The sequence below is a fragment of the Frigoribacterium sp. PvP121 genome, assembly GCF_017833115.1.
Taxonomy (GTDB): domain Bacteria; phylum Actinomycetota; class Actinomycetes; order Actinomycetales; family Microbacteriaceae; genus Frigoribacterium; species Frigoribacterium endophyticum.
In genome coordinates this window covers 1151603-1172719 of record NZ_JAFIBR010000001.1, presented here as the reverse complement: position 1 = coordinate 1172719, position 21117 = coordinate 1151603, and the positions used below count along the sequence as shown (strand labels likewise).

Here is a 21117-nt window from a genome sequence, read left to right as displayed (position 1 = left end):
CCGGGGTCGGCTGCGGTTCCAGCGCATCGGCGCCACTGCCGGACTTCTCGGAGACTGTGGACACGGTCGGACCTCTCGCTCGCGCGGCCTCGGGACGGCGCGCGCACACCACGCTAAGCCCCGGTGGTGCGCCGGGAGCCGAGCGGGCGTGAGGATCGCGTTAGGACTCGGGGCGGGCCTCCCCCGCGGGGGTCTCGTCGGGCAGGAAGCGGTAGCCCATGCCGAGCTCGGTCACGAGGTAGCGCGGAGTCGCGGGCACCGGCTCGAGCTTCTTGCGCAGCTGCGCGAAGTAAAGGCGGAGGTACCCCGTGTCCTTCGCGTGGAACGGACCCCACACCTGCGTCAGCAGGGTCTCACGGGTGACGAGCTTGCCCGGGCTCTGCAGCAGCAGCTCGAGCACGCGCCACTCGGTCGGGGTCAGCCGCACCGTCTCGCCGCCCCGGGTGACGGTGGTCGACGAGAGGTCGACCCGCACGTCGCCGAAGGCCACGACGGGCGCGTCGTCGTCGCCGGGCGCGAGCCTGCGCGTGAGCGCCCGGAGCCGCGCCAGCAGCTCCTCCATCGCGAACGGCTTCGTCACGTAGTCGTCGGCGCCCGCGTCGAGCGCCTCGACCTTGTCGGCCGCGTCGGTGCGCCCCGAGACCACGAGGATCGGCACGGTCGACCAGCCGCGGATGCCCGCGATCACCTCGACCCCGTCGAGCCGCGGCATGCCGAGGTCGAGCATCACCAGGTCGGGGCGGTGAGCGACGACGGCGTCGAGCGCCTCGCGGCCGTCGGCCGCGGTGTGGATCTCGTACCCCCGAGCCCCCAGGGTCACCTTGAGCGCCCGCAGGATCTGCGGGTCGTCGTCGGCGATCAGTATCTTCACGGCTCCTCCTCGCCGACCGTACCCGACGCCCCGGCCACGGCGAGGGCCCCCGGCGTAGGGATCGCGTCAGGATCCCGGAGGCCGTCGCCGTCGCCGTCGCCGTCGGGCAGGGAGACCACCATCGTCAGCCCGCCGCCCGGGGTGTCGTCGAGGGTCAGCGTGCCCGACATCGCCTCGGTGAAGCCCTTGCTGAGCGCGAGCCCGAGCCCGAGACCGGTCGCGTTGTCGGTGTCGCCCAGCCGCTGGAACGCCGTCATGATCTCGCCGCGTCGTTCGGGAGGGATGCCCGGCCCCCGGTCGACGACCCGCACCTCCACCCGGTCGGCGAAGCCGCTCGTCGAGATGCGCACCCGCTGCCCCTCCGGCGAGAACCGCAGGGCGTTGTCGAGCAGGTTGACCAGCACCCGCTGCAGCAGCACGCGGTCGGCCCGCACGGGCGGCACCGAGGCCCGCAGCGCGAGCTCGACGTCGGCGGGGCCGAGCCCCAGCTCGTCGAGCGCCCCGAGCACGACCTCGTCGACGTCGACGTCGTCGGTCGAGACGGCCAGGGCACCGGCCTGGACGCGGCTCACGTCGAGCAGGTTGGTGACGAGGGCGGCCAGCGACTCGAGGCTCTCGTACGCCGTGGAGAGCAGCTCGTCGCGGTCGGCGTCGCTCCAGTCGACGTCGGCCTGGCGCAGCCCGCTGATCGACGCCGTCGCCGCGGCCAGCGGGCGTCGGAGGTCGTGCCCCACGGCGGCGAGCAGGGCGCTCCGCATGCGGTCGACCTCGGCGAGCGGCGCCACCTGGCCGGCCTCGCGGCTCAGGGCGGAGTGCTCGAGCGCCGCCTCGACCTGCGCCGCCACCACGACGAGGAGGCGGCGGTCGGCCGCCTGGAGCCCGCCGCCGGTCAGCTCGAGGGCAGCCCCCGACCCCGCAGGCAGCGTGGCCACGGAGTCGGAGTCGGAGTCGGCGTCGGAGCTCGGCGCGGGCCGAGGGGCCGCCCCGGCGGCCCCGGCCGGGGCGACGGAGGACGCCAGCTCGACGTCGCCCTGCAGCACCCGCACGCGCGTCAGGCCCAGCGCCTCTCGCGTGCGCTCCACGAGGGCCTGCACGGCGTCCTGCCCGCGCAGCACGCTGCCCGACACGGTGGCGAGCAGCTCGGTCTCGGCCAGCGCCCGCGCCGCCGCCCTGCTGCGCCGGGCCGCCTGGTCGACGACCCAGCTGACGAGGGCCGCGTTGACGACGTAGAGCACCAGGGCCAGGAAGTGGAGAGGCTCGGCGATGGTCAGCTCGTAGACCGGCGCGATGAAGAGCAGGTCGAGCGCCACGCCCGAGAGCAGGGCCGCGACGAGCGCGGGCCAGAGTCCCCCGACGACGGCGACCACGATGACGAGCAGCTGGAAGAGCAGCACGTCGCCCGCGATGCCGTCTTCGCTGCGGTGCCCGACGAGCAGCCACGCGAGCAGCGGGCCGCCGAGCAGCGTGAGGGCGAAGCCGGCGAGGACGCGCCCTCGTGACAGGGCGCCGCCGATCCGCGGCAGCGCCCAGCCCCGACCGGCCGAGTCGTGGTTGACGATGTGGACGTCGATCTGGCCGGACTCGCGGATGACGGTCGCGCCGATGCCCTGGCCCGTGAGCGCCGTCGCGACCCGCCCCCGCCGGCTGACGCCGATGACGAGCTGCGAGGCGTTCGTGCCGCGGGCGAACTCGACCAGGGCCCGGGGCACGTCGTCGCCGACGACCTGGTGGTACGTGCCGCCGAGCTTCTCGACGAGGGCGCGCTGCGCCGCGAGCGCTCCCGGCACGCCCTGCCGCAGGCCGTCCTGGCTGCTGACGTGGACGGCGATCAGCTCGCCCCCGGCCGACCGCGCCGCGATGCGGGCCGCCCGCCGCACGAGCGTCTCGCCCTCGGCACCGCCGGTGAGCGCGACGACGACCCTCTCCCGTGCCTCCCACGGGCTGTCGATGCCGTGCTCGACCCGGTAGGCCTTCAGGGCGCTGTCGACCTCGTCGGCGAGCCAGAGCAGCGCGAGCTCGCGGAGGGCCGTGAGGTTGCCGAGGCGGAAGTAGTTCGAGAGGGCGGCGTCGACGCGCGAGGCGGGGTAGACGTCGCCCGCCGCCAGGCGGTCGCGCAGCGCCTGGGGCGCGAGGTCGACGACCTCGAGCTGGTCGGCCGACCGCAGGACGGCGTCGGGCACCGTCTCGCGCTGCACCGTGCCGGTGATCTGCTCGACGACGTCGTTGAGCGACTCGATGTGCTGCACGTTGACGGTCGAGATGACCGAGATGCCGGCGTCGAGCAGCACCTGCACGTCGCGCCAGCGCTTGTCGTGCGTGCCGCCCGGGGCGTTCGTGTGGGCCAGCTCGTCGACGAGGGCGAGCTGGGGCCGACGCGCCAGCACGCCCTCGAGGTCCATCTCGTCGAGCTCGACCCCGCGGTGCTCGACGACGCGGCGAGGGACGACCTCGAGGTCGCCGAGCACCGAGGCCGTCGCGGCGCGGCCGTGCGTCTCGACGACCGCGACGACGACGTCCTTGCCCTCGTCGCGCAGCCGACGCCCCTCCTCGAGCATGGTGTAGGTCTTGCCCACCCCCGGTGCCGCGCCGAGCAGCACCCGCAGTCGTCCTCGTGTCATGCGCTCAGCATCGCACCCGCGCACGACCGGGGCGTCGAGGGCCCATCGCGCCGGGGAGGGCACCGCGACGCGTCCACCTGGGGAGGACGCACGGCGAGCGCTAGGGTCGGCCCATGCGCCCCGGCCCCGTCACGATCGTCTACCGCCTCGTCTTCGCGGCGCTCACCCTCACGGCGGTGGCCGCGCAGTTCCGGGTGACGCTCGTGGACGACTCCTCGATCGCGAACTTCTTCTCGTACTTCACGAACCTCAGCAACCTGCTCGCGACCGTCGTGTTCGCGGTCGGGGCGATCAGGGTCGCCCGCGGCGCCCCCGACACCCGGGCCTGGTCGGTCGTGCGGGCCGGCACGGTCGTCGCCATGGTCTTCGTGGGCATCGTCTTCAACGTGCTGCTGGCGGGCCTCGACGTCGGGGCCCTCGTACCGTGGGTGAACGTCGTGGTGCACATGCTGATGCCGGTGGCGGTGCTGGTCGACTGGGTCGTGTGGCCGCCCGAGCGGCGCCTTCCCTGGTGGGCGGCCGCCGTGTGCCTCGTCTACCCGGTCGTGTACAGCGTGTACTCGCTCGTCCGCGGAGCGGTCATCGGGTTCTACCCGTACCCGTTCTACGACCCGTCGGCCGTGGGCGGCGTCGGCGGCGTCGCGCTCTACCTGGTCGCCTTGGTCGTCGCCCTGGCGGTGCTCGCGACGCTGGTCGTCCTGGTCGGGCGCCGCCGCCGCGCCCGGATCTGATCCGTCAACGAAGGAAAGCCCCGGTCGGCACCTGGCGAGAGGTGTTCGATCGGGGCTTTCCAGCGGAGCCGGTGGGATTTGAACCCACGGTTCCCACAAAGGGAACTCCACCTTAGCAGGGTGGTGCACTAGGCCGAACTATGCGACGGCTCCTCGAGCGCTGGGTCATGGACGACAGCGCGCACCGACGATCATAGCGGGCCGAGCGCGATCTGCCGAACCGCGCCTCCTGCACCGCGTGCCCCGCCGCTCGACGGTCGGTCGGGCCGTGGTCTCTCACCCGTGATTCACCCGCAAGCCCCCCTCCTGGGGGCCACGACCGGCTTGTCCGCCATTATGCGGACACATAGAGTACCCCTGACGCCGACGACGGCGGAGGTGCGGCAGCTCGACAGCACGAGCACGTCCACCCCTTGCCGGACACTCCCCCGCTGCCCGAGCGCGTCACCGTGCCACCCCGACTCCGCGAGCGTACCCGACGCCCGCGGTGGGCACACCCCCGCCGACAGCGACGTCGACTCCGTCCCCCTGCGGCGCCGAACCCCTGATCCCGGCGCCGCAGGGCCCCTCATGCGTGCCGGTTCGGGCCGCCGCGTGAGACCCGGGTCGTCCCGGCGAGCTGGTTACTCGCCGGGACGACTTCCCGGTCACACCTCGGGCCCGCCTGTAGGCCTCGCGACCTACTTGCCGAACCCGACCGAGCAGGTCTGGTCAGCGGCCGTCTGGCCGGTGAGCCCCGTGATCACCTCGGTCGACCCCGCGGCCGGCGGCGTGGTCGTCGTCGTGCCCGCGTCGGTGGTGGGCGCGGCCGTGGGCGCAGGAGTCGCGGTGTCGGCAGGTGCCGGAGCCGCCGCCCCCGGGTCGGTCGGCGCCGCGGTCTCGGTGGTCTCCGAGCCGATGCCCGTGCTGCCCTCGGGAAGGGTGAACGGCACGTCGGCGGCGATGGCGTCGAACAGCTGCGTCGCCACCGACGTCGTCGGCTGGACCTTGCCCGCGTAGACGCCCGTGCCGCCGGTCGTGCCGGGGTACTGCACGAAGTTGACCGCGTCGAGCGGCAGGTCCTTCAGGGCGCTGCCGATCTGCACCATCGTGGTGACGTTCGTCAGGCCCTCGGAGAGGGTCATGTTGCTCGCCGCCGCGCGGGCCAGGGAGTAGAGCTTCGTCGGGTCGCCGAGGGTGTCGGCGCTCTTGACGGTGCGCAGCAGCGACGACAGGTAGACCTGCTGGCTGCTGATGCGGCCCAGGTCGGAGCCGTCGCCGACGCCGTGACGGGTGCGCAGGAAGGCCAGGGCGTCGGCCCCCGACAGCACGGTCTCGCCGGCCTGCAGGTCGAGCCCGGTGTAGCGGTCGGTGATCGGCGTCGCGGCGCAGACGGGCACGCCACCGACCGCGTTCGACATCTCGATGACGCCGTTGAACGAGATCATGCCGGCGAAGGGGATGTCGAGGCCGGTGAGGGCCGACACGGTCGAGACCACGCAGCTCAGTCCGCCGTACGACCAGGCCTCGTTGATGGGCCGGGCCGACATCGCCGAGTAGTAGCCGCTGCCGTCCTCGCGGGCGCAGGCGGGGATGGGCACCACCATGTCGCGCGGGATGCTGACGGCCGTGGCGTTGGTGTGGTCGGCCGAGACGTGGAGCAGGATGTTGACGTCGTTGAGGGTCGCGTCACGCTCGCCGAACGCCGCGGCGTCCTGCGAGGCGTCGTTGTCGGTGCCGACCACGAGGATGTTGAAGCCGCCCTCGAACGCGGCGATCGACGGGGCCTCCGGGGCCTTCGTCTCGCCCTTGGCCGCGGGCAGGGCCACGCCGGTGCCGAGGTCGCTCTTCACCTGGTAGGCCGCGATCGCCCCGACGGAGGCGCCGCTGACCAGCACGACGGCGAGGGCCCCGGCGAGGATCTTGGCGACGCCGCCGACCGGGCCGCCCGAGCGGAGGCGGCCGTGGCGGGCGATCCCCGTCGAGCCCGACCTCGCCGCGCGCCGGGAGAGGTGCACCGTCTCGTCGGCCGGGCCGGGCGTGGTGCGGCTCCGGCCGGCACCGTGGCCCCCGGTCGCGCGGTCACGTCGCGGAGAGCGGTCACGTCGGTCACGTCGGTCGCGGAGATCGCTCACGCAGGGGGTCCTCTCGGTCGTCGCGGGCACACGACCGGCACGCTCACGAGGAGGCCGGCGGCGCCCGTGCGATGGGCGGGCAGAAGGCATTGTAGACAGAGCGCCCTAGGTGCCCGCCACAGGAACGGGCCGACGAAGCCCCTCTCTGGGGGTGCCGCGCCGGGGGCCCGCCCGGGACGGCCCGCGGCCCCGCCGGCCCCCGCCTCGACGCACGCGGTGGTGCGGTCCCCGCCTACAGTGGGGAGTCGACCTGCCGGAGGGACGACATGGGCGACGACCGCAGCCGTGACCTGAGCGGAGCCCTCCTGGGCGACCGCTACCGACTCGACGGCGTCCTCGGGCGCGGGGGCATGGCCACCGTGTACCGCGCCGTCGACACGGCTCTCCGGCGCCCGGTGGCGCTGAAGCTGCTCGCGCCGAACAGCGGCGACGCCGACGACCTGCGGCGGGCGCACTCCGAGATCGACCTGCTCGCCTCGCTCGAGCACCACGCCCTCGTGACCCTCTACGACGCCGACGTCGCGGTCGTCGACGGCGACGAGCGCCCCTACCTCGTCATGCAGCTCGTCGACGGCCCCACGCTCGACCGGCGCCTGCATGACGGCCCCGTCGCGGGCGACGAGGTGCAGCGCATGGCCGCCGACCTCGCCGAGGCCCTCCACGTCGTCCACTCCGCCGGCATCGTGCACCGCGACCTCAAGCCGGGCAACGTGCTGCTGGCGCCGTCGCCCGTCCCGGGCCAGGAGTTCCGCGCGCTGCTCGCCGACTTCGGCATCGCCCAGCTCAGCGGGGCCACCCGCCTCACGGCGCCGGGCTCCGTTCTCGGCACCGCCGCCTATCTCAGCCCGGAGCAGGCCCTCGGCGGCGACGTCGGCACGGCCTCCGACATCTGGTCGCTCGGCCTCGTGCTGCTCGAGGTGGTCACGGGCCGCCGCGAGTTCCCGGGCACGCTGATGGAGTCGCTGAGCGCCCGCCTCAGCCGGGACCCGGTCGTGCCGGCGTCGGTCGGCGCCGACTGGCAGGCCCTGCTCACGGCGATGACGGCCCGCGACCCCGCGGCCCGCCCGACCGCCCTCGACGTGCTGCGCGAGGCGCGCGCCGCGGCTGCGCCCGTCGTGACCGCGGGAGCGAGTGCGGGAGGCGCGGCGACGGCCCCCGGGGCGACCGGCGACGGGCGCGGGGCCGGCGGCGCTGCCGTGGCGGGCCTCGCCGCCGGGGCCGGCCTCGCCGCGGGTGCCGGTCTCGCCGCGGGTGCCGGCGCCGCAGCCGGGGCCACCGGAGCAGGAGCCGGCACCGGCGCCGACCAGCCGACCGGCGCGATGCCCGCCGACGACGCCCCCACCGCCCGCTTCCCCGTCGGGGGCTCCCCGACGGCCCGTCTCGACCCCGCGGCCGGTGCCGGCGACGCCCCGACTCGGGCGCTGCCGTCGGACGACGCCCCCACGCGACGCTTCGCGCCTGCCGGATCGGCCGGGGCCGCCGCGGGGGCCGGGGCCGCCGCGGCCGCCGGGGCCGCGACCTCACCGCTCGGGTCGACCCGCGCCTCCTCGGGGGCCGCGGGCAACAGCGGCGAAGACGAGCGACCGGGCCGCCGTCGCGTGCTGGTCGGCGTGGTCGTCGCCGTCGTGCTGCTCGCCGTGCTGGCCGCCGTGGCCCTCGCCCTCGGGGCAGGGCGTGGGAGCGACCCCGCCGGTGACCCGACCGCCCCGCTCGAGACGACCGAGACCAGCCCGGAGCCGAGCGTCGCCCCGACCGAGGAGGCTCCCGCCGAGGAGTCGCCGAGCACGGAGCCCACCGTCGCGCCTGCGCCTGCGCCCGCGCCCGAGACGACGGCACCCGCACCGTCGGAGGAGGAGCCGGACGAGGACGAGAACGAGCCCGACGAGGACGAGGGCGGGCCCGGGCAGGCGACGCCGCCGTCGGGCACCGTGCCCGGACAGGGCACCGGCAACGGCAACGGCAACGGCAAGCCCACCGGCGCCGGCGCCGCCGTTCCCGGAGTCGACGCCACGGTCGTCACCGGCCCCGGCAACGGCAAGGACAAGGGCAAGGGCCCCGGCACCGCGACCGACTGAGCCCGCCCGCCCCGCGCCTCCTACTTCCGGTTCGCGACCAGCGCGACCGCGTAGGCCGGGAACCACTGCCCCGCCGGGGGGCCGCCGTTGCAGGGCCCGTCGCTGGCCCCGGGCGTCTTCACCCAGAGCAGGGCGTCGAGCCCGGTGGTGCCGCCCGTCACGCGCGGGGTCTGGCCGAGGCCCGCACCGGGGGCGTTGCACCAGGTGCCCTTCCAGCCCCTCCCGTTGCGAGACACGTCGATCACGTAGTGGCTGCCGCCGAGCGCCGCCGAGACCTTGTCGGCGTAGGCCCGCTCCGGGTCGACGCCGTAGTAGTTCGCGACGTTCGTGAAGAAGCCCCGGGCGCGGTCGACGCCCGCCGCCTTCAGCCGGGCGGCCATCTCGGTGGGCGGGACCCAGTTCGAGTTGCCGCCGTCGAGGTAGGCGGGCACGCCCGCGTCGGCCAGGGCCGCGACGGCGGCGGCGAGGGTCGCGGTCCGGGTCGTGGTCGTCTCGGGGCACGAGCCGAGGTGGCCGAGCGAGTCGGGCTCGACGAGCACGACGGCGCGGTGGCCCCGGAGGGTGTCGGCGACGAGCTGGTTCCAGCGCAGGTAGGCGGCGTCGTCGACCGCCCCGCCGCCCGACCAGCCGCCGCAGTCGCGGCCGGGGATCTCGTACGTGACGAAGACGGGCGTGCGCCCCTTCGCCTCGGCGGCGGCGAGGGTGCGCTGCACGACCTTCACGAGCATGACGTCGTCGTACCAGCTGCCGAGCCAGGTCGCGATCGACTGGTCGGCGATCGTCCGGGCCGCGGCGGCCTCGGTGGTGCGGCCCGCGGCCTGCAGCTGCGCGGCCGCCGTCGCGGCGGCGCCGGTCGGGTCGACGTAGAGGCCGCCTCGGTAGACGGTGCCGGCCGAGGCCGTGCGGATCGTGGCGGCGGTGACGGTCGCGGACGACGCGGCGGTCGCCGCGGCCGCGGGGTCGGCGGGGGAGGCGGTGGGCACGGCGACGAGGCCGGTCGCGAGCGCGACGGCGGCCCCGAGCACCGCGCCCCGGCGGGCGAGGGAGGTCACGGGGTGGGTTCCGTTCGGTGAGGAGGGCGGCGGGGCGGAGCACCCGTCGACCAGGCGACGGACGCGGGTGACGCCGACCTGGTGCCGTCAGTGCAGCACGGGCCCCCGTGCGCCTCAAGCCCCCGTGCGGTGCCGGCGCCGCCCGTCTTCGGGGGTGGGGGCACGCCCGTCGTCCCCCCTCCGGCCGACCCGGCCCGCGCCTCCTGGGGGCTGACCCCGGGAGCCGTGGGAGTCGCGGGCACGGTGGCTGCACGCCTCCCGCACCCGGGCCGGCAGCGCGCCGCCCGCTCCCTGGGTGCCGGCCGCGAGCCGACCCGGCGCCCGCCCCGGGCCCTGGTGGACGTCGGTGGTCAGGCGTACCGTCGCTCGCGTGACACGACCCACGACGACGACCGTCGGCGAGCTGCGAGCCTCCGGGCACCGGCTGCGACCGCTCCGCACCGAGATCCGCGACAACCTGCTCTCCGCCCTGCGCGAGGGCCGAGACCCCTGGCCCGGGCTGCACGGGCTCGAGACCACCGTGCTGCCCCAGCTCGAGCGGGCCCTGCTCGCCGGCCACGACGTGGTGCTGCTCGGCGAGCGGGGCCAGGGCAAGACGCGCCTGCTGCGCACCCTGGCGGGCCTGCTCGACGAGTGGTCGCCGGTGATCGAGGGCTCGGAGCTCGGCGAGCACCCGTTCGAGCCGATCACGACCGAGAGCGTCCGCCGGGCGGCCGAGCTCGGCGACGACCTGCCGGTCGCCTGGCGCGGGCGCGACGAGCGCTACGTCGAGAAGCTCGCGACGCCCGACACGAGCGTCGCCGACCTCATCGGCGACGTCGACCCGATGAAGGTGGCCGAGGGCCGAAGCCTGGGCGACCCCGAGACGATCCACTTCGGGCTCATCCCCCGCGGCCACCGCGGCATCGTCGCCGTCAACGAGCTGCCCGACCTGGCCGAGCGCATCCAGGTCGCGATGCTCAACGTGATGGAGGAGCGCGACATCCAGATCCGCGGCTACGTGCTGCGGCTCCCGCTCGACGTGCTCGTGGTCGCCAGCGCGAACCCGGAGGACTACACGAACCGGGGCCGCATCATCACGCCCTTGAAAGACCGGTTCGGCGCCGAGATCCGCACCCACTACCCGATCGAGCTCGACGACGAGATCGCGGTGATCCGCCAGGAGGCCGACCTCGTGGCGGAGGTGCCCGACGTGCTCGTCGAGGTGCTCGCCCGCTTCACCCGCGCCCTCCGCGACTCGCCCTCCGTCGACCAGCGCAGCGGCGTCAGCGCTCGCTTCGCGATCGCCGGGGCCGAGACGATCGCCGCGGCCGCGCTGCACCGCGCGACGCGCCAGGGCGAGCCCGAGGCCGTGGCCCGGCCGATCGACCTCGAGACGGCCGTCGACGTGCTCGGCGGCAAGATCGAGTTCGAGTCGGGCGAGGAGGGGCGAGAAGACGAGATCCTCGACCACCTGCTGCGGACGGCCACGGCGGAGGCCGTGCGCGCGCACCTGCGGGGCGTCGACCTGGACCTGCTGGTCGACGCGCTCGAGGCGGGCCGCATGGTGACGACCGGCGAGCAGGTGACGGCGCGCGACTTCCTCGCCGGGCTGCCCTCGCTCGGCGAATCCGACCTCTACGACCGGGTCGCGGAGCGTCTCGGCGCCACCAGCGACGGGCAGCGTGCGGGGGCCATCGAGCTCGCGCTCGAGGGCCTCTGGCTGGCCCGCCGGGTCAGCAAAGAGGCGGGCGACGGGCAGGCCGTCTATGGCTAGGGCGAACCGGCGGCTCGGGCGCGGCTCGAGCTACCGGAGGTTCGACGGCGGGCCCGACCCTCTGGCCCCGCCGGTCGACCTGCGCGAGGCCCTCGACGCCGTCGGCGAGGACGTCATGGCGGGGCGGTCGCCCGAGGCGGCGCTGCGCGAGTTCCTGCGCCGCGGCGGCAGTGACGGCCGGGGCCTCGACGACCTCGCCCGTCGCGTGGCCGAGCGCCGCCGGGAGCTCACGCGGGGCACCGACCTCGACGGCACGCTGCGCGAGGTGGCGGCGCTGCTCGAGCGCGCGGTGCTCGACGAGCGCCGCCAGCTCGCGCGAGACGTCGAGCTCGACGACGCCGACCGTGCGCTGGCCGAGCTGCAGCTCGACAGCCTGCCCCCGTCGCCCGCCGCCGCCGTCGCCGAGCTGGCGGGCTACCGCTGGCAGAGCCGACAGGCCCAGGCCGACTACGACGCCATCCGCGACCTGCTCGGCCGTGAGCTGCTCGACCAGCGCTTCGCCGGCATGAAGCAGGCGCTCGAGGGCGCCACCGACGCCGACCGTGCCGCGACGACGCAGATGCTCGCCGACCTCACCGACCTCCTCGAGGCCCACCGGCGCGGTGACGACGTCGAGCAGCAGTTCGACGACTTCATGGCCGCGCACGGCGACGCCTTCCCCGAGGGGCCCGAGACCGTCGACGAGCTGATCGACGCCCTCGCGGCCCGCGCGGCGGCCGCCCAGCGGCTGCGCAACTCGCTGACCCCCGAGCAGCGCGACGAGCTCGACGCGCTCGCGCAGCAGGCCTTCGGCTCGCCCGAGCTCATGGGCCAGCTGTCACAGCTCGACGACGTGCTCCGCGGGCTCCGCCCCGGAGAAGACTGGGGCGGCTCGGAGCAGTTCGGCGGCGGCGAGGGCATGGGCCTCGGCGACGGCACCGGTGTCTTCCAGGACTTGGCCGACCTCGACGCCCTCGCCGAGCAGCTCGCGCAGACGGGCCCCGGCTCCCAGCTCGACGACCTCGACCTCGACGCCCTCACCCGGCAGCTGGGGCAGGAGGCGGTGGTCGACGCGCAGGCCCTCCAGCGCCTCGAGCAGGCCCTGCGCGACTCGGGCACGATGTCGAGGGCCGCCGACGGCCGCCTGCGCCTCACGCCCAAGGCGATGCGCCAGCTGGGCAAGGCGCTGCTGCGTGACATCGCCGAGACGGTCTCCGGCCGACGCGGCGCCCGTGACGTCCGCCGGGCGGGCGCGGCCGGCGAGCGGTCGGGCGCGACGCGGGAATGGGCGTTCGGCGACACCGAGCCCTGGGACGTCACCCGGACGGTCACCAACGCCGTGACGCGCGTGGCCGGCGGCGGCGGGTCGACCCGCGACGGCGTGCGCATCGAGATCGGCGACGTCGAGGTGCAGGAGACCGAGGCCCGGACTCAGGCGTGCGTCGCCCTCCTGGTCGACACCTCGTTCTCGATGGCGATGGACGACCGCTGGGTGCCGATGAAGCGGACGGCGCTGGCGCTGCACACGTTGGTCACCAGTCGGTTCCGCGGCGACGACCTCCAGCTGATCGGCTTCGGCCGCGAGGCGCGGACGATGGAGATCGAGGAGCTCGTCGGCCTCGACGCGAAGTGGGAGAAGGGCACGAACCTCCACCACGCGCTGCTGCTCGCGAACCGCCACTTCCGGAGGCACCCCTCCGCGCAGCCCGTGCTGCTCATCGTCACCGACGGCGAGCCGACCTCCCACCTGGAGGCCGACGGGGCGACGTGGTTCGACTACCCGCCGGCGCCGCTGACGATCGCCGTCACCGTGCGCGAGCTCGACGCCTCGATGCGCCTCGGCGCGCAGACGACGATCTTCCGTCTCGGCGACGACCCCGGCCTCGCCCGGTTCGTCGACGCGATGGCACGTCGGGTCGGCGGCACGGTCGTCGCCCCGGAGGCCGACGACCTCGGTGCCGCGGTGGTCGAGTCCTACCTCGACGGGCGGCAGCCGGGCCCCGGCCGCGCCGCCTGAACCCCATCGGGTCGCACCGCGCCGCCCGCCTCGAGCGGCACGGTGCGACCCGTGACACGGCACGGAACGACCCGGCGTGGGGCGCAGCCCCTAGAACAACGGCCAGGGCACGGCGGAGCCGTGGCCGCGGGGCTCGGGGAAGCGACCGGACGACAGCAGGTGGTCGCACCGGGCCATCGTCGCGCGGATCTCGAGCGGGGTGACGTGCTCGGCCAGCGCCTCCCCCAGGGCTCCGTCGAGGTCGGTCCGCACGCGCGCGAGCCCCTCGAGCTCGTCGGGGGCGAGCTCGTCGCCGAGCCAGCCCCAGAGCACGGTGCGCAGCTTGTGCTCGACGTGGAAGGTGAGGCCGTGGTCGACGCCGTGCCGGTGCCCGCCGGGCAGGGCCAGCACGTGGCCGCCCTTGCGGTCGGCGTTGTTGACGACGACGTCGAAGACGGCCATGCGGCGGAGCGCCGCGGAGTCCTCGTGGACGAGCGTGACCGGCAGGTCGCGCTCGTCGGTGCCGTCGATCACCGGCAGCCAGCCCTCCTCGGGCACCTCGTCGCTCGAGACGAGGTCGACCGCGGACTGCTCGGGGTCGACCTCCTGCCAGAGCTGGACCATGCCCGGGCCGAGCGGCCCGTCGCGCAGCCACGTCGTCGGGACGACGCCCCAGCCGAACGCCTCGCTGACGAGGAAGGCGGAGACCTCGCGGCCCGCGAGGGTGCCGTCGGGGAAGTCCCACAGGGGCGCCTCGCCCGCGACGGGCTTGTACACGACGGCCGTGCCGTCGATCGTGCCGACGAAGGTGTCGTTCGACGCGATGCGCACGCGCCCCGTCAGCTCGAGGTCGCCCGACGGGACGGGATCTCCGGGCACGGGCGCGTCCGGCTCGGGGACGGCGGTCACGGCCTACGGCCGACCGTCGGGCCGGTCGCCGTCGAAGAGGTCGTCGAGGTCGTCGGGCCCGATCTCGCCGAGGCCGGGGGCGGCCGGGCAGACGTGGCCCTCGGGGTCGATCGGCGTGCCGCAGAGCGGGCAGAGGGGGCGGCCGGCGCCGACGACCTCGTGGGTCCGGGCCGCGAACGCCCGGGCGGTGCCGACGGGGATGCGCACGCGCAGCAGCTCGGGGGCCTCCACCTCGATCTCGACTGCGGCCTCGTCGTCGTCCGCCTCGGCCGCGGCGAGGGCCGCCGAGAAGGCCTCCGACTCGTCGTCGTCGAGCTCGACGACGGGGAACGCCTCGATGACGACCTGGGCCGTGGTCGGGTCCCAGCCGAGGCTGAGCGCGCCGGTGCGGAACTCCGGCTCGACGGGCTGCTCGAGCGGCTCGTTGTCGACGAGCTCGACCGGGGTGACGGTGGGGATCGTGAGCGAGGTGCCTTCCCGCGAGCTCAGCTCGTCGAGGATCTCGTCGATCTTCTCCGCGAGGGCCGCGGACTGCTGCTTCTCGAGGCCGACGCTGACGAGACGGGCACCGTCGCGCACCTGGAGGTAGAACTCGCGCTGACCGGGCTGGCCGATCGTGCCGACGACGATCCGGTCGGGCCAGTCGAATCCGTGGACGATGGTGGGCATGCCGCCCATCCTACGAGCGGCGGGCCGGCCCGGCTCAGGCTGCGTGCAGGGCGGGAGTCGCGGTGCCGGCGGGCGGGCCGGCCGCCTCGTCGACGGTGCCGGTCGTCACTCGTGCCCCGCGCCTCCCCCGACGGCGGCGTCCGCCGCGGGCGCCGCCGCGCGCAGCCACGAGAGGTCGCCCGAGTCGGTGTTGGTCGCGAGGACCTCGGGGCGGCTCGTGCCGTACCGGACGATCGAGACCGACGCCGGGCCGACCGCGATGCGCTGGAAGAGGTCGAGGTGCATGCCGAGCGCGTCGGCGAGCACCGACTTGACGATGTCGCCGTGGCTGACCGCGACCCAGACGGCGCCCGGGCCGTGCTCGGCCTCGACGGCGGCGTCGTGGCGACGGATCGCCGCCACCGCCCGCGCCTGCATGCCCGCCATGGACTCGCCGCCGGGGAAGGTCACGGCCGAGGGCTGCCCCTGCACGGTCGCCCAGAGCGGCTCGGCGCTGAGCTCCTTCAGGGTGCGGCCCTGCCAGTCGCCGTAGTCGCACTCGGAGATGCCCTCCTCGACCGGGGTCGTCGGGCTGCCCTCCTGCCGGTCGAGGATGTGACCGGCGGTCTCGCGGCACCGTTCGAGCGGGCTCGAGACGACGGAGACGACCGGCACGACGGCGAGCCGCTCGCCGGTGCGGACGGCCTGCTGGTGCCCGACGTCGTCGAGCAGGACGCCCGGGGTGCGCCCGGCGAGGACTCCGCTCGCGTTGGCGGTGGTGCGCCCGTGACGGACGAGGATGACGGTGGCCATGCCCCGAGCCTAGACACCGGCCGCCGGGGGCCTACTCGCGGGGCCCCTCCCGCCGGCGCAGGGCGACGTCCTCGGCGTCGATCAGCTCGAGCACCTGGCGCACCGCGGTCTCGGGGTAGCGGTGCTCCCGTCGCACCGCGAGCACGGCGGCCCGCTCGGCCTCGATCATGCGGCGCCGCACCCGGTCGTGCTCGAGCCGCTCGCCCGTGAGGTCGGTGAGGTCGTCGGACTCGTCGCGGCCGGCCGCCCCGACGGCCGGCTCGCCCTGCTCGTCGACCCGCGACTCCTTCGCCTCGCGCCGGGCCTCCAGGCCCGCCGCCCTGGCCTCGTCGAGGAGGCGGTCGCGGTCGGACTCCTCCTGCAGGTCGGCGGTGCGGGGCAGGCGGAGCGCCCGGATGATCGGCGGGAGGAAGAGGCCGAGCAGCAGCGAGCCGACGACGACCGCGAAGGCGAGGAACTGCAGCAGCTCGCGCTCGGGCGTCTCGGCGGGCAGGAGGAAGACGGCGGCGAGCGTGACGACGCCGCGGATGCCGGCGGCCGACACGGCGGTGACGGTGCGCCAGTTCCACGAGCGCTCGCGCAGCGCCCGCGGCCCGTGGTCGAAGAGCACCTTCGCGAGGCCGACGGCGATGAAGCGCGACGCCACCAGGACGACGAGGAGGGCGACGACGACCCCGGTGATCTGCACCGCGTCGAGGCTCGAGCGGCGGAGGCCGCGCACGATGCCCGACAGGCTCAGCCCGATGAGCAGGAAGACCGCGTTCTCGAGCAGGAACTGGATCGTGCGCCAGTTGACCGACTCGGCGATGCGCGCCTCGGGCGACTGGATCAGCGGGGCCCGCCAGCCGAGCCAGAGCCCGGCCACGACGACGGCGAGCACGCCGCTGCCGCCGATCTCCTGCGTCGGCACGAACGCGACGAAGGGCACGACGAGCGACAGGCTCGTGTCGAGCACCGGCGAGTGGAGGAAGCGGCGGACGACCGAGAACCCGACGCCGACCAGGAGGCCGATGCCGACGCCGAGACCGACCGCCAGGAGGAACTCGCCGCCCACCTCGATCGGGTGCACGACGCCGACGACGGCCGCGATCGCGGTGTTCAGGGCGACGAGCGCCGTGGCGTCGTTGAGGAGGCTCTCGGTCTCGAGGATCGAGAGCACGCGGCGGGGCAGGCGGGCCTTGCCGGCGACGGCCTGGACGGCGACCGCGTCGGTCGGTGCGACCACGGCGCCGAGCGCCAGCGCCGCGGCGAGGCCCACGGCGGGCACGAGGGCCCAGAGCGCGAAGCCGACGGCGGCGAGGGTGACCACGACGACCCCGACCGAGAGCACGAGGATGCTGTCGCGCCGGGCCCGGATGTCGGCGAGGGGCGTGCGGATCGCGGCCGCGAAGAGCAGCGGCGGCAGCAGCCCGTAGAGCACGGCGTCGGGCTCGATCACCACCTCGGGCACGAACGGCAGGAACGACGCGACGGCGCCGACCGTGACGAGCGCGACGGGGGCCGACCAGCCGGCGCGACCCGCGACTCCGCTCGTGGCGACGGTGACGAGGACCGCCGCGACCACCCAGGCGATCGTCTCGGGGATCATCGGGCCGCCCTCACCCCTCGTGTCGTCACCGGTGCACGGTACCTGCTCGGGCAGCCCGCCGCGACCGGCGCCGCCGCGGCCCCGCCCCGGCCCCGCCGCGCTGCTGCGGCAGTGCCGCCGTCCACCGGCGGCGTGCGCCTGGCTTGCAGGGTCTCCTCCCCGTGGCCTAGGGTCGAGACACACCCCCGGATACTTCGGTTACCGGTTAGAAGGCCCCAGGGAACTGGGGCCTTCGGACTTCCAGGACCACTTCTCAGGGCGCCGGATCACGCCGTTCGCATCGCGCATCGTGTCCGGGAACTGTGACGCCCGGAGAGCTTCCTCCGTGATGTTCGTCATGAAGTCCGGGTCGGTCTGCACGAGTTCCTTCGAGGAGCGCGCCCTCGTCATCGGGAAGATGATCCCGGTCGAGAACCCGAGCTCCTCCTTGAGCATGCGGAGCGGGCCGACGAGATCGCTGTCGTTCGTGACGGCGACGTGGATGTCGGAGTGCCCGAGGAGAGCGCCCGCGACCATGCGCGACGCGAGGTTCACGTCGGACCCCTTCTCCTCGATCTTCCGGACGGACGCCGTGACGAATTTCCGGGTCTCGAGGTCCACCTGCTGCGGGTGCACCGGCATGTCGCGACGGTCGTTGCGGAACTTCCCCAGATGGACCGAGATGCGCGGGTCCGTGCGGAGGGCCCGGAGGTAGACCTGTTGACGCACCGGCGCACGGACGTCTGCGGTGAGACCGTGGCGCAGCAGCGCCGTGCAGTAGTGGATGCGGACCACGTCGTGCTCGGGCATGAGCTCTGAGAAGAGCCGGTGCAGGTCGAGCCACTTCACGTTCTGTCGCCCCTGCAGGGCACGGCGGTAGAGGTTGAAGCCGTCCACGTAGACGGACGCTGTCGGTCGCCCTGCAGTCATCCGTCCGACTGTAGGAGAACGGCATGGGTCAGCGATGCACCTGTGGACGGATCCGCGCCCACGGGCGCCGCCGACGTGCGAGGGTGGGGGCATGGACCTGGTCGTGTCGCGTGCGCTCACGATCCCCGCGGCGGAGCTGACCTGGCGCTTCTCGCGGTCGTCGGGGCCGGGCGGGCAGCACGTGAACACCTCCGACAGCCGAGTGCAGCTGTCGTGGGACGTCGCCCACGCCGACAGCCTGACGGAGGCGCAGCGCGAGCGCCTGACGTCGCGTCTCGACGGGCGCCTGGTCGCCGGCGCCCTGACCGTCACGTCGTCCGAGCAGCGGTCGCAGCTGCGCAACCGCGAGACGGCGCTGGCGAAGCTCGCCGAGATCGTCGCCGCGGCGCTCGCCCCCGACGCCGCGCCGCGACGGCCGACGCGACGGACGCGCGGCTCCGACCGCCGTCGGCTCAGCGCCAAGGGCGAGCGCTCGGCCACGAAGCAGCAGCGCCGACGCCCCACCGACGACTAGGAGCGAGCTCGGGCCGTGAGGCACCAGGTCGTCGGACGCGAACCACGCCGCGGCCTGGTTCCGGTGCGAGGACATGGTTCGTCGCCGCCGAGGCGACGCGGTGCGGAGGGCGTGGGATTCGAACCCACGAGACATCTCTGCCCACTTGTTTTCAAGACAAGCTCCATCGGCCGCTCGGACAGCCCTCCCGGTGCGCGACGGGCGAGCCCGCGCGACCGTGGCCGAGTCTAACCGAGGAGGCGCGCGCGACACGGGCGGGATGCCCCAGCCCGCGAGGCGGTCGCCCCGTCGACCCCGACCTGCCCCCGTCGCCCGCGACCTCGCCTACAGCGTGGCGAGCGCCGCGGCGAGCCCGTCGTCGACGTCGGAGCCGGTGCGCTCGTTCGCGACGGCGAAGACGTCGTCAGGCGCCTGGCCCATCGCGCAGCCGCGCCCCTGGGCGGAGGCCCAGCGCAGCATGTCGATGTCGTTGCGGCCGTCGCCCGCGGCGAAGACGCGCTCGCGCGGGATGCCCAGCCACTCGCGCACCCGCTCGAGCGCGGTCGCCTTCGTCACGCCGTCGGGCGCGATGTCGAGCCAGGCCGTCCAGCCGACGTTGTAGTTGACCTTCGAGAGGCCCATCCGCTCGACGACCTCGAGGAAGTCGTCGGTGCCGTGGTCGGGCGAGACCACGACGACGCGGGTCGCCGGGCGGTCGAAAAGCTGCTCGAACTCGACCTTCTCGGCGTTGCCGCTCGACTCGACCGTCGGGAACGAGCCGCAGTAGCGCAGCACCCCGTCGCGGTCCTCGACGGCGTAGCCGCCCTCCTGGATCTCGCCGCGGATCGTGGTGAGCACGTCGGTCGGGTCGAACTCCTCGACGTGCACCTGCCCGTAGCCGGTGGGCGCCGACTCGTCGCGCCCGAGCGTGATCGCCCCGTTGGCGGTGACGACGTAGTCCGAGACGAGGCCGAGGCGGTCCATCACCGGCAGCGTCGTCGAGACCGAGCGGCCCGTCGCGATCATCACCGCGTGGCCGGCCTCGCGCAGTCGGCGGATCTGCTCGGCGACGCCGTCGGTGATCGTGCCGTCCTCCTGCATGATGGTGCCGTCGACGTCGAGGGCGACGAGCCAGCGCTCGCCGTCGGCCACGCCCGCGGAGGCGGCCGAGGCCGCGACGTCGGTCGGGCTGCCCACGCCGCTCACGCGACCGGCTCGATGACCTCGAGGCCGCCGAGCCAGGGGCGGAGCGCCTCGGGCACGACCACCGAGCGGTCGGCACGCTGGTGCGTCTCGAGGATCGCCACCAGCCAGCGCGTCGTCGCCAAGGTGCCGTTCAGCGTCGCCACGGGCGCCGTCTTGCCGCTCTCGGTGCGGTAGCGGGTGTCGAGCCGGCGCGCCTGGAAGGTGGTGCAGTTCGAGGTGCTGCTGAGCTCGCGGTACGTGCCCTGCGTCGGCACCCAGGCCTCGATGTCGAACTTGCGGGCGGCGCTCGAGCCGAGGTCGCCGGCCGCGACGTCGATGACGCGGTAGTTGAGGCCGAGCGACTGCATCATGGTCTCCTGGAAGGAGACGAGCCGGTCGTGCTCGGCGGTGGCCTGGTCGGGGTGCACGTAGCTGAACATCTCGAGCTTGTTGAACTGGTGCACGCGGAGGATGCCGCGGTTGTCCTTGCCGGCGGCCCCGGCCTCGCGGCGGTAGCAGGTCGACCAGCCGGCGTAGCGGATCGGCCCGGCCTCGACGTCGAGGATCTCGTCGGCGTGGTAGCCGGCCAGCGCGACCTCGCTCGTGCCGGTGAGGTAGAGGTCGTCGGCGGGCAGGTGGTAGACCTCGTCGCTGTGCGAGCCGAGGAACCCCGTGCCGGCCATGATCTCGGGGCGCACCAGCGTCGGCGTGATCAGCGGGGTGAAGTCGTTCTGCACCGCGAGGTCGAGCGCCATGTTCATCAGCGCGAGCTCGAGCCGGGCGCCGATGCCGCGGAGGAAGTAGAAGCGCGAGCCCGACACCTTGGTGCCGCGCTTGATGTCGATGGCGCCGAGCACCTCGCCCAGGTCGGCGTGGTCGAGCGGCTCGAAGTCGAAGGCGGGGCGGGTGCCGACCTCGCGGAGGGTGACGAAGTTCTCCTCGCCGCCGGCGGGCACGCCCTCGATGACGGGGTTGCCGAGCGAGCGGATCGCCCGGTCGAACGCGGCGTCGGCCTCGGTCGACGCGGCCTGCGCCTCCTTCACGCGGGCGGCGAGCGCCTGTGCCTCGGCGACGAGCGCGGCCTTCTCCTCCTTCGGGGCCTTCGCGACGGTCTTGCCGAAGGCGTTCTGCTCGGCGCGCAGGGCCTCGAAGGCCGAGATCGCGGCACGGCGGGCGGAGTCGGCGGCCACGGCGTCGTCGACCAGCGACTCGGAGTCGCCGCGGGCGCGCTGGCTGGCCTTGAGGAGGTCGGGGGCGTCTCGGAGCAGCTGGGGATCGATCACGCGACCATCCTAAGGAGTGCGTGTGGACGTCAGCCCCCGTCCCTCCCCGGAGTCGCGGGTCGGCCCGTTCTCCCCCGTCCCGTCGCGGAAGCGGTCG

At 74.7% G+C, this 21117-nt stretch carries 16 protein-coding genes and 2 tRNA genes; 5 read left to right on the top strand and 13 right to left on the bottom strand.

Going from position 1 to position 21117, the window contains the following annotated elements:
* Positions 1 to 160: 160 nt before the first annotated feature.
* Both JOE43_RS05490 and JOE43_RS05485 read right to left on the bottom strand, forming a co-directional pair.
* Positions 161 to 871, bottom strand: a complete 711-nt coding sequence (locus JOE43_RS05490; RefSeq protein WP_056052098.1) for a response regulator — start codon at positions 869 to 871, stop codon at positions 161 to 163.
* Complete coding sequence (locus JOE43_RS05485) at positions 868 to 3489, bottom strand: ATP-binding protein (protein ID WP_209515511.1); 2622 nt, start codon at positions 3487 to 3489, stop codon at positions 868 to 870. The genes JOE43_RS05490 and JOE43_RS05485 overlap by 4 nt, the downstream gene beginning before the upstream one ends.
* 113 nt (positions 3490 to 3602) lie before the next feature.
* Between JOE43_RS05485 and JOE43_RS05480 the strand changes: the two genes are divergently transcribed.
* Complete coding sequence (locus JOE43_RS05480; RefSeq protein WP_209515509.1) at positions 3603 to 4220, top strand: Pr6Pr family membrane protein; 618 nt, start codon at positions 3603 to 3605, stop codon at positions 4218 to 4220.
* Positions 4221 to 4283: 63 nt separating this feature from the next.
* Here JOE43_RS05480 and JOE43_RS05475 read toward each other — a convergent pair.
* Both JOE43_RS05475 and JOE43_RS05470 read right to left on the bottom strand, forming a co-directional pair.
* Positions 4284 to 4373: transfer RNA gene (locus tag JOE43_RS05475), tRNA-Ser, on the bottom strand.
* Between the two features lie 527 nt (positions 4374 to 4900).
* The gene (locus tag JOE43_RS05470; RefSeq protein ID WP_307803252.1) at positions 4901 to 6334 is read right to left on the bottom strand and encodes an LCP family protein; all 1434 of its coding nucleotides are present in this window, start codon (positions 6332 to 6334) and stop codon (positions 4901 to 4903) included.
* 266 nt (positions 6335 to 6600) lie between these two features.
* Between JOE43_RS05470 and JOE43_RS15900 the strand changes: the two genes are divergently transcribed.
* On the top strand, positions 6601 to 8409 hold the full coding sequence (locus tag JOE43_RS15900) for a serine/threonine-protein kinase (RefSeq protein WP_209515502.1): 1809 nt from the start codon (positions 6601 to 6603) through the stop codon (positions 8407 to 8409).
* A gap of 20 nt (positions 8410 to 8429) precedes the next feature.
* Here the strand turns inward: JOE43_RS15900 and JOE43_RS05460 are convergent, their stop codons facing one another.
* Positions 8430 to 9461 carry a glycoside hydrolase family 6 protein gene (locus JOE43_RS05460; RefSeq protein WP_209515499.1) on the bottom strand — a complete coding sequence of 344 codons (1032 nt, stop codon included), beginning with the start codon at positions 9459 to 9461 and terminating at the stop codon, positions 8430 to 8432.
* A 370-nt stretch (positions 9462 to 9831) separates the two neighbouring features.
* Here JOE43_RS05460 and JOE43_RS05455 point away from each other — a divergent pair, with 370 nt between their 5' ends.
* A complete protein-coding gene (locus tag JOE43_RS05455; protein ID WP_056052084.1) occupies positions 9832 to 11217 on the top strand; it encodes an AAA family ATPase in 1386 nt (461 codons plus the stop codon).
* Positions 11210 to 13213 (top strand): VWA domain-containing protein, encoded by a 2004-nt coding sequence (locus JOE43_RS05450; RefSeq protein WP_209515496.1) that lies wholly within the window; start codon positions 11210 to 11212, stop codon positions 13211 to 13213. The genes JOE43_RS05455 and JOE43_RS05450 overlap by 8 nt, the downstream gene beginning before the upstream one ends.
* A 90-nt stretch (positions 13214 to 13303) precedes the next feature.
* Here the strand turns inward: JOE43_RS05450 and JOE43_RS05445 are convergent, their stop codons facing one another.
* The 5 genes from JOE43_RS05445 to JOE43_RS05425 all read right to left on the bottom strand — a co-directional run bounded on the left by JOE43_RS05445 (position 13304) and on the right by JOE43_RS05425 (position 18059).
* Positions 13304 to 14071 (bottom strand): SCO1664 family protein, encoded by a 768-nt coding sequence (locus tag JOE43_RS05445; protein ID WP_209519072.1) that lies wholly within the window; start codon positions 14069 to 14071, stop codon positions 13304 to 13306.
* Positions 14072 to 14104: 33 nt separating this feature from the next.
* Entirely contained in the window at positions 14105 to 14770 is a 666-nt protein-coding gene (locus JOE43_RS05440; RefSeq protein WP_185231242.1) for a DUF3090 domain-containing protein, read from the bottom strand.
* Between the two features lie 105 nt (positions 14771 to 14875).
* Entirely contained in the window at positions 14876 to 15562 is a 687-nt protein-coding gene (locus tag JOE43_RS05435; RefSeq protein WP_209515493.1) for an MSMEG_4193 family putative phosphomutase, read from the bottom strand.
* 31 nt (positions 15563 to 15593) lie between these two features.
* Positions 15594 to 17150 carry a sodium:proton antiporter gene (locus tag JOE43_RS05430; RefSeq protein ID WP_209515491.1) on the bottom strand — a complete coding sequence of 519 codons (1557 nt, stop codon included), beginning with the start codon at positions 17148 to 17150 and terminating at the stop codon, positions 15594 to 15596.
* Positions 17151 to 17348: 198 nt separating this feature from the next.
* The gene (locus JOE43_RS05425; protein WP_209515487.1) at positions 17349 to 18059 is read right to left on the bottom strand and encodes an NYN domain-containing protein; all 711 of its coding nucleotides are present in this window, start codon (positions 18057 to 18059) and stop codon (positions 17349 to 17351) included.
* 91 nt (positions 18060 to 18150) lie between these two features.
* Between JOE43_RS05425 and arfB the strand changes: the two genes are divergently transcribed.
* Positions 18151 to 18573 carry an alternative ribosome rescue aminoacyl-tRNA hydrolase ArfB gene (arfB, locus tag JOE43_RS05420; protein ID WP_056052070.1) on the top strand — a complete coding sequence of 141 codons (423 nt, stop codon included), beginning with the start codon at positions 18151 to 18153 and terminating at the stop codon, positions 18571 to 18573.
* 103 nt (positions 18574 to 18676) lie between these two features.
* On the opposite strand, the gene JOE43_RS05415 is transcribed toward arfB, so the two are convergent.
* From JOE43_RS05415 to serS, 3 genes are all read right to left on the bottom strand, one after another.
* Positions 18677 to 18761 (bottom strand) — tRNA-Ser (locus JOE43_RS05415).
* Positions 18762 to 18897: 136 nt separating this feature from the next.
* Complete coding sequence (locus tag JOE43_RS05410; RefSeq protein ID WP_307803251.1) at positions 18898 to 19749, bottom strand: HAD family hydrolase; 852 nt, start codon at positions 19747 to 19749, stop codon at positions 18898 to 18900.
* A gap of 5 nt (positions 19750 to 19754) precedes the next feature.
* Positions 19755 to 21020, bottom strand: coding sequence for a serine--tRNA ligase (gene serS, locus JOE43_RS05405; protein WP_167257914.1), 1266 nt, complete (start codon positions 21018 to 21020; stop codon positions 19755 to 19757).
* Positions 21021 to 21117: the final 97 nt, after the last annotated feature.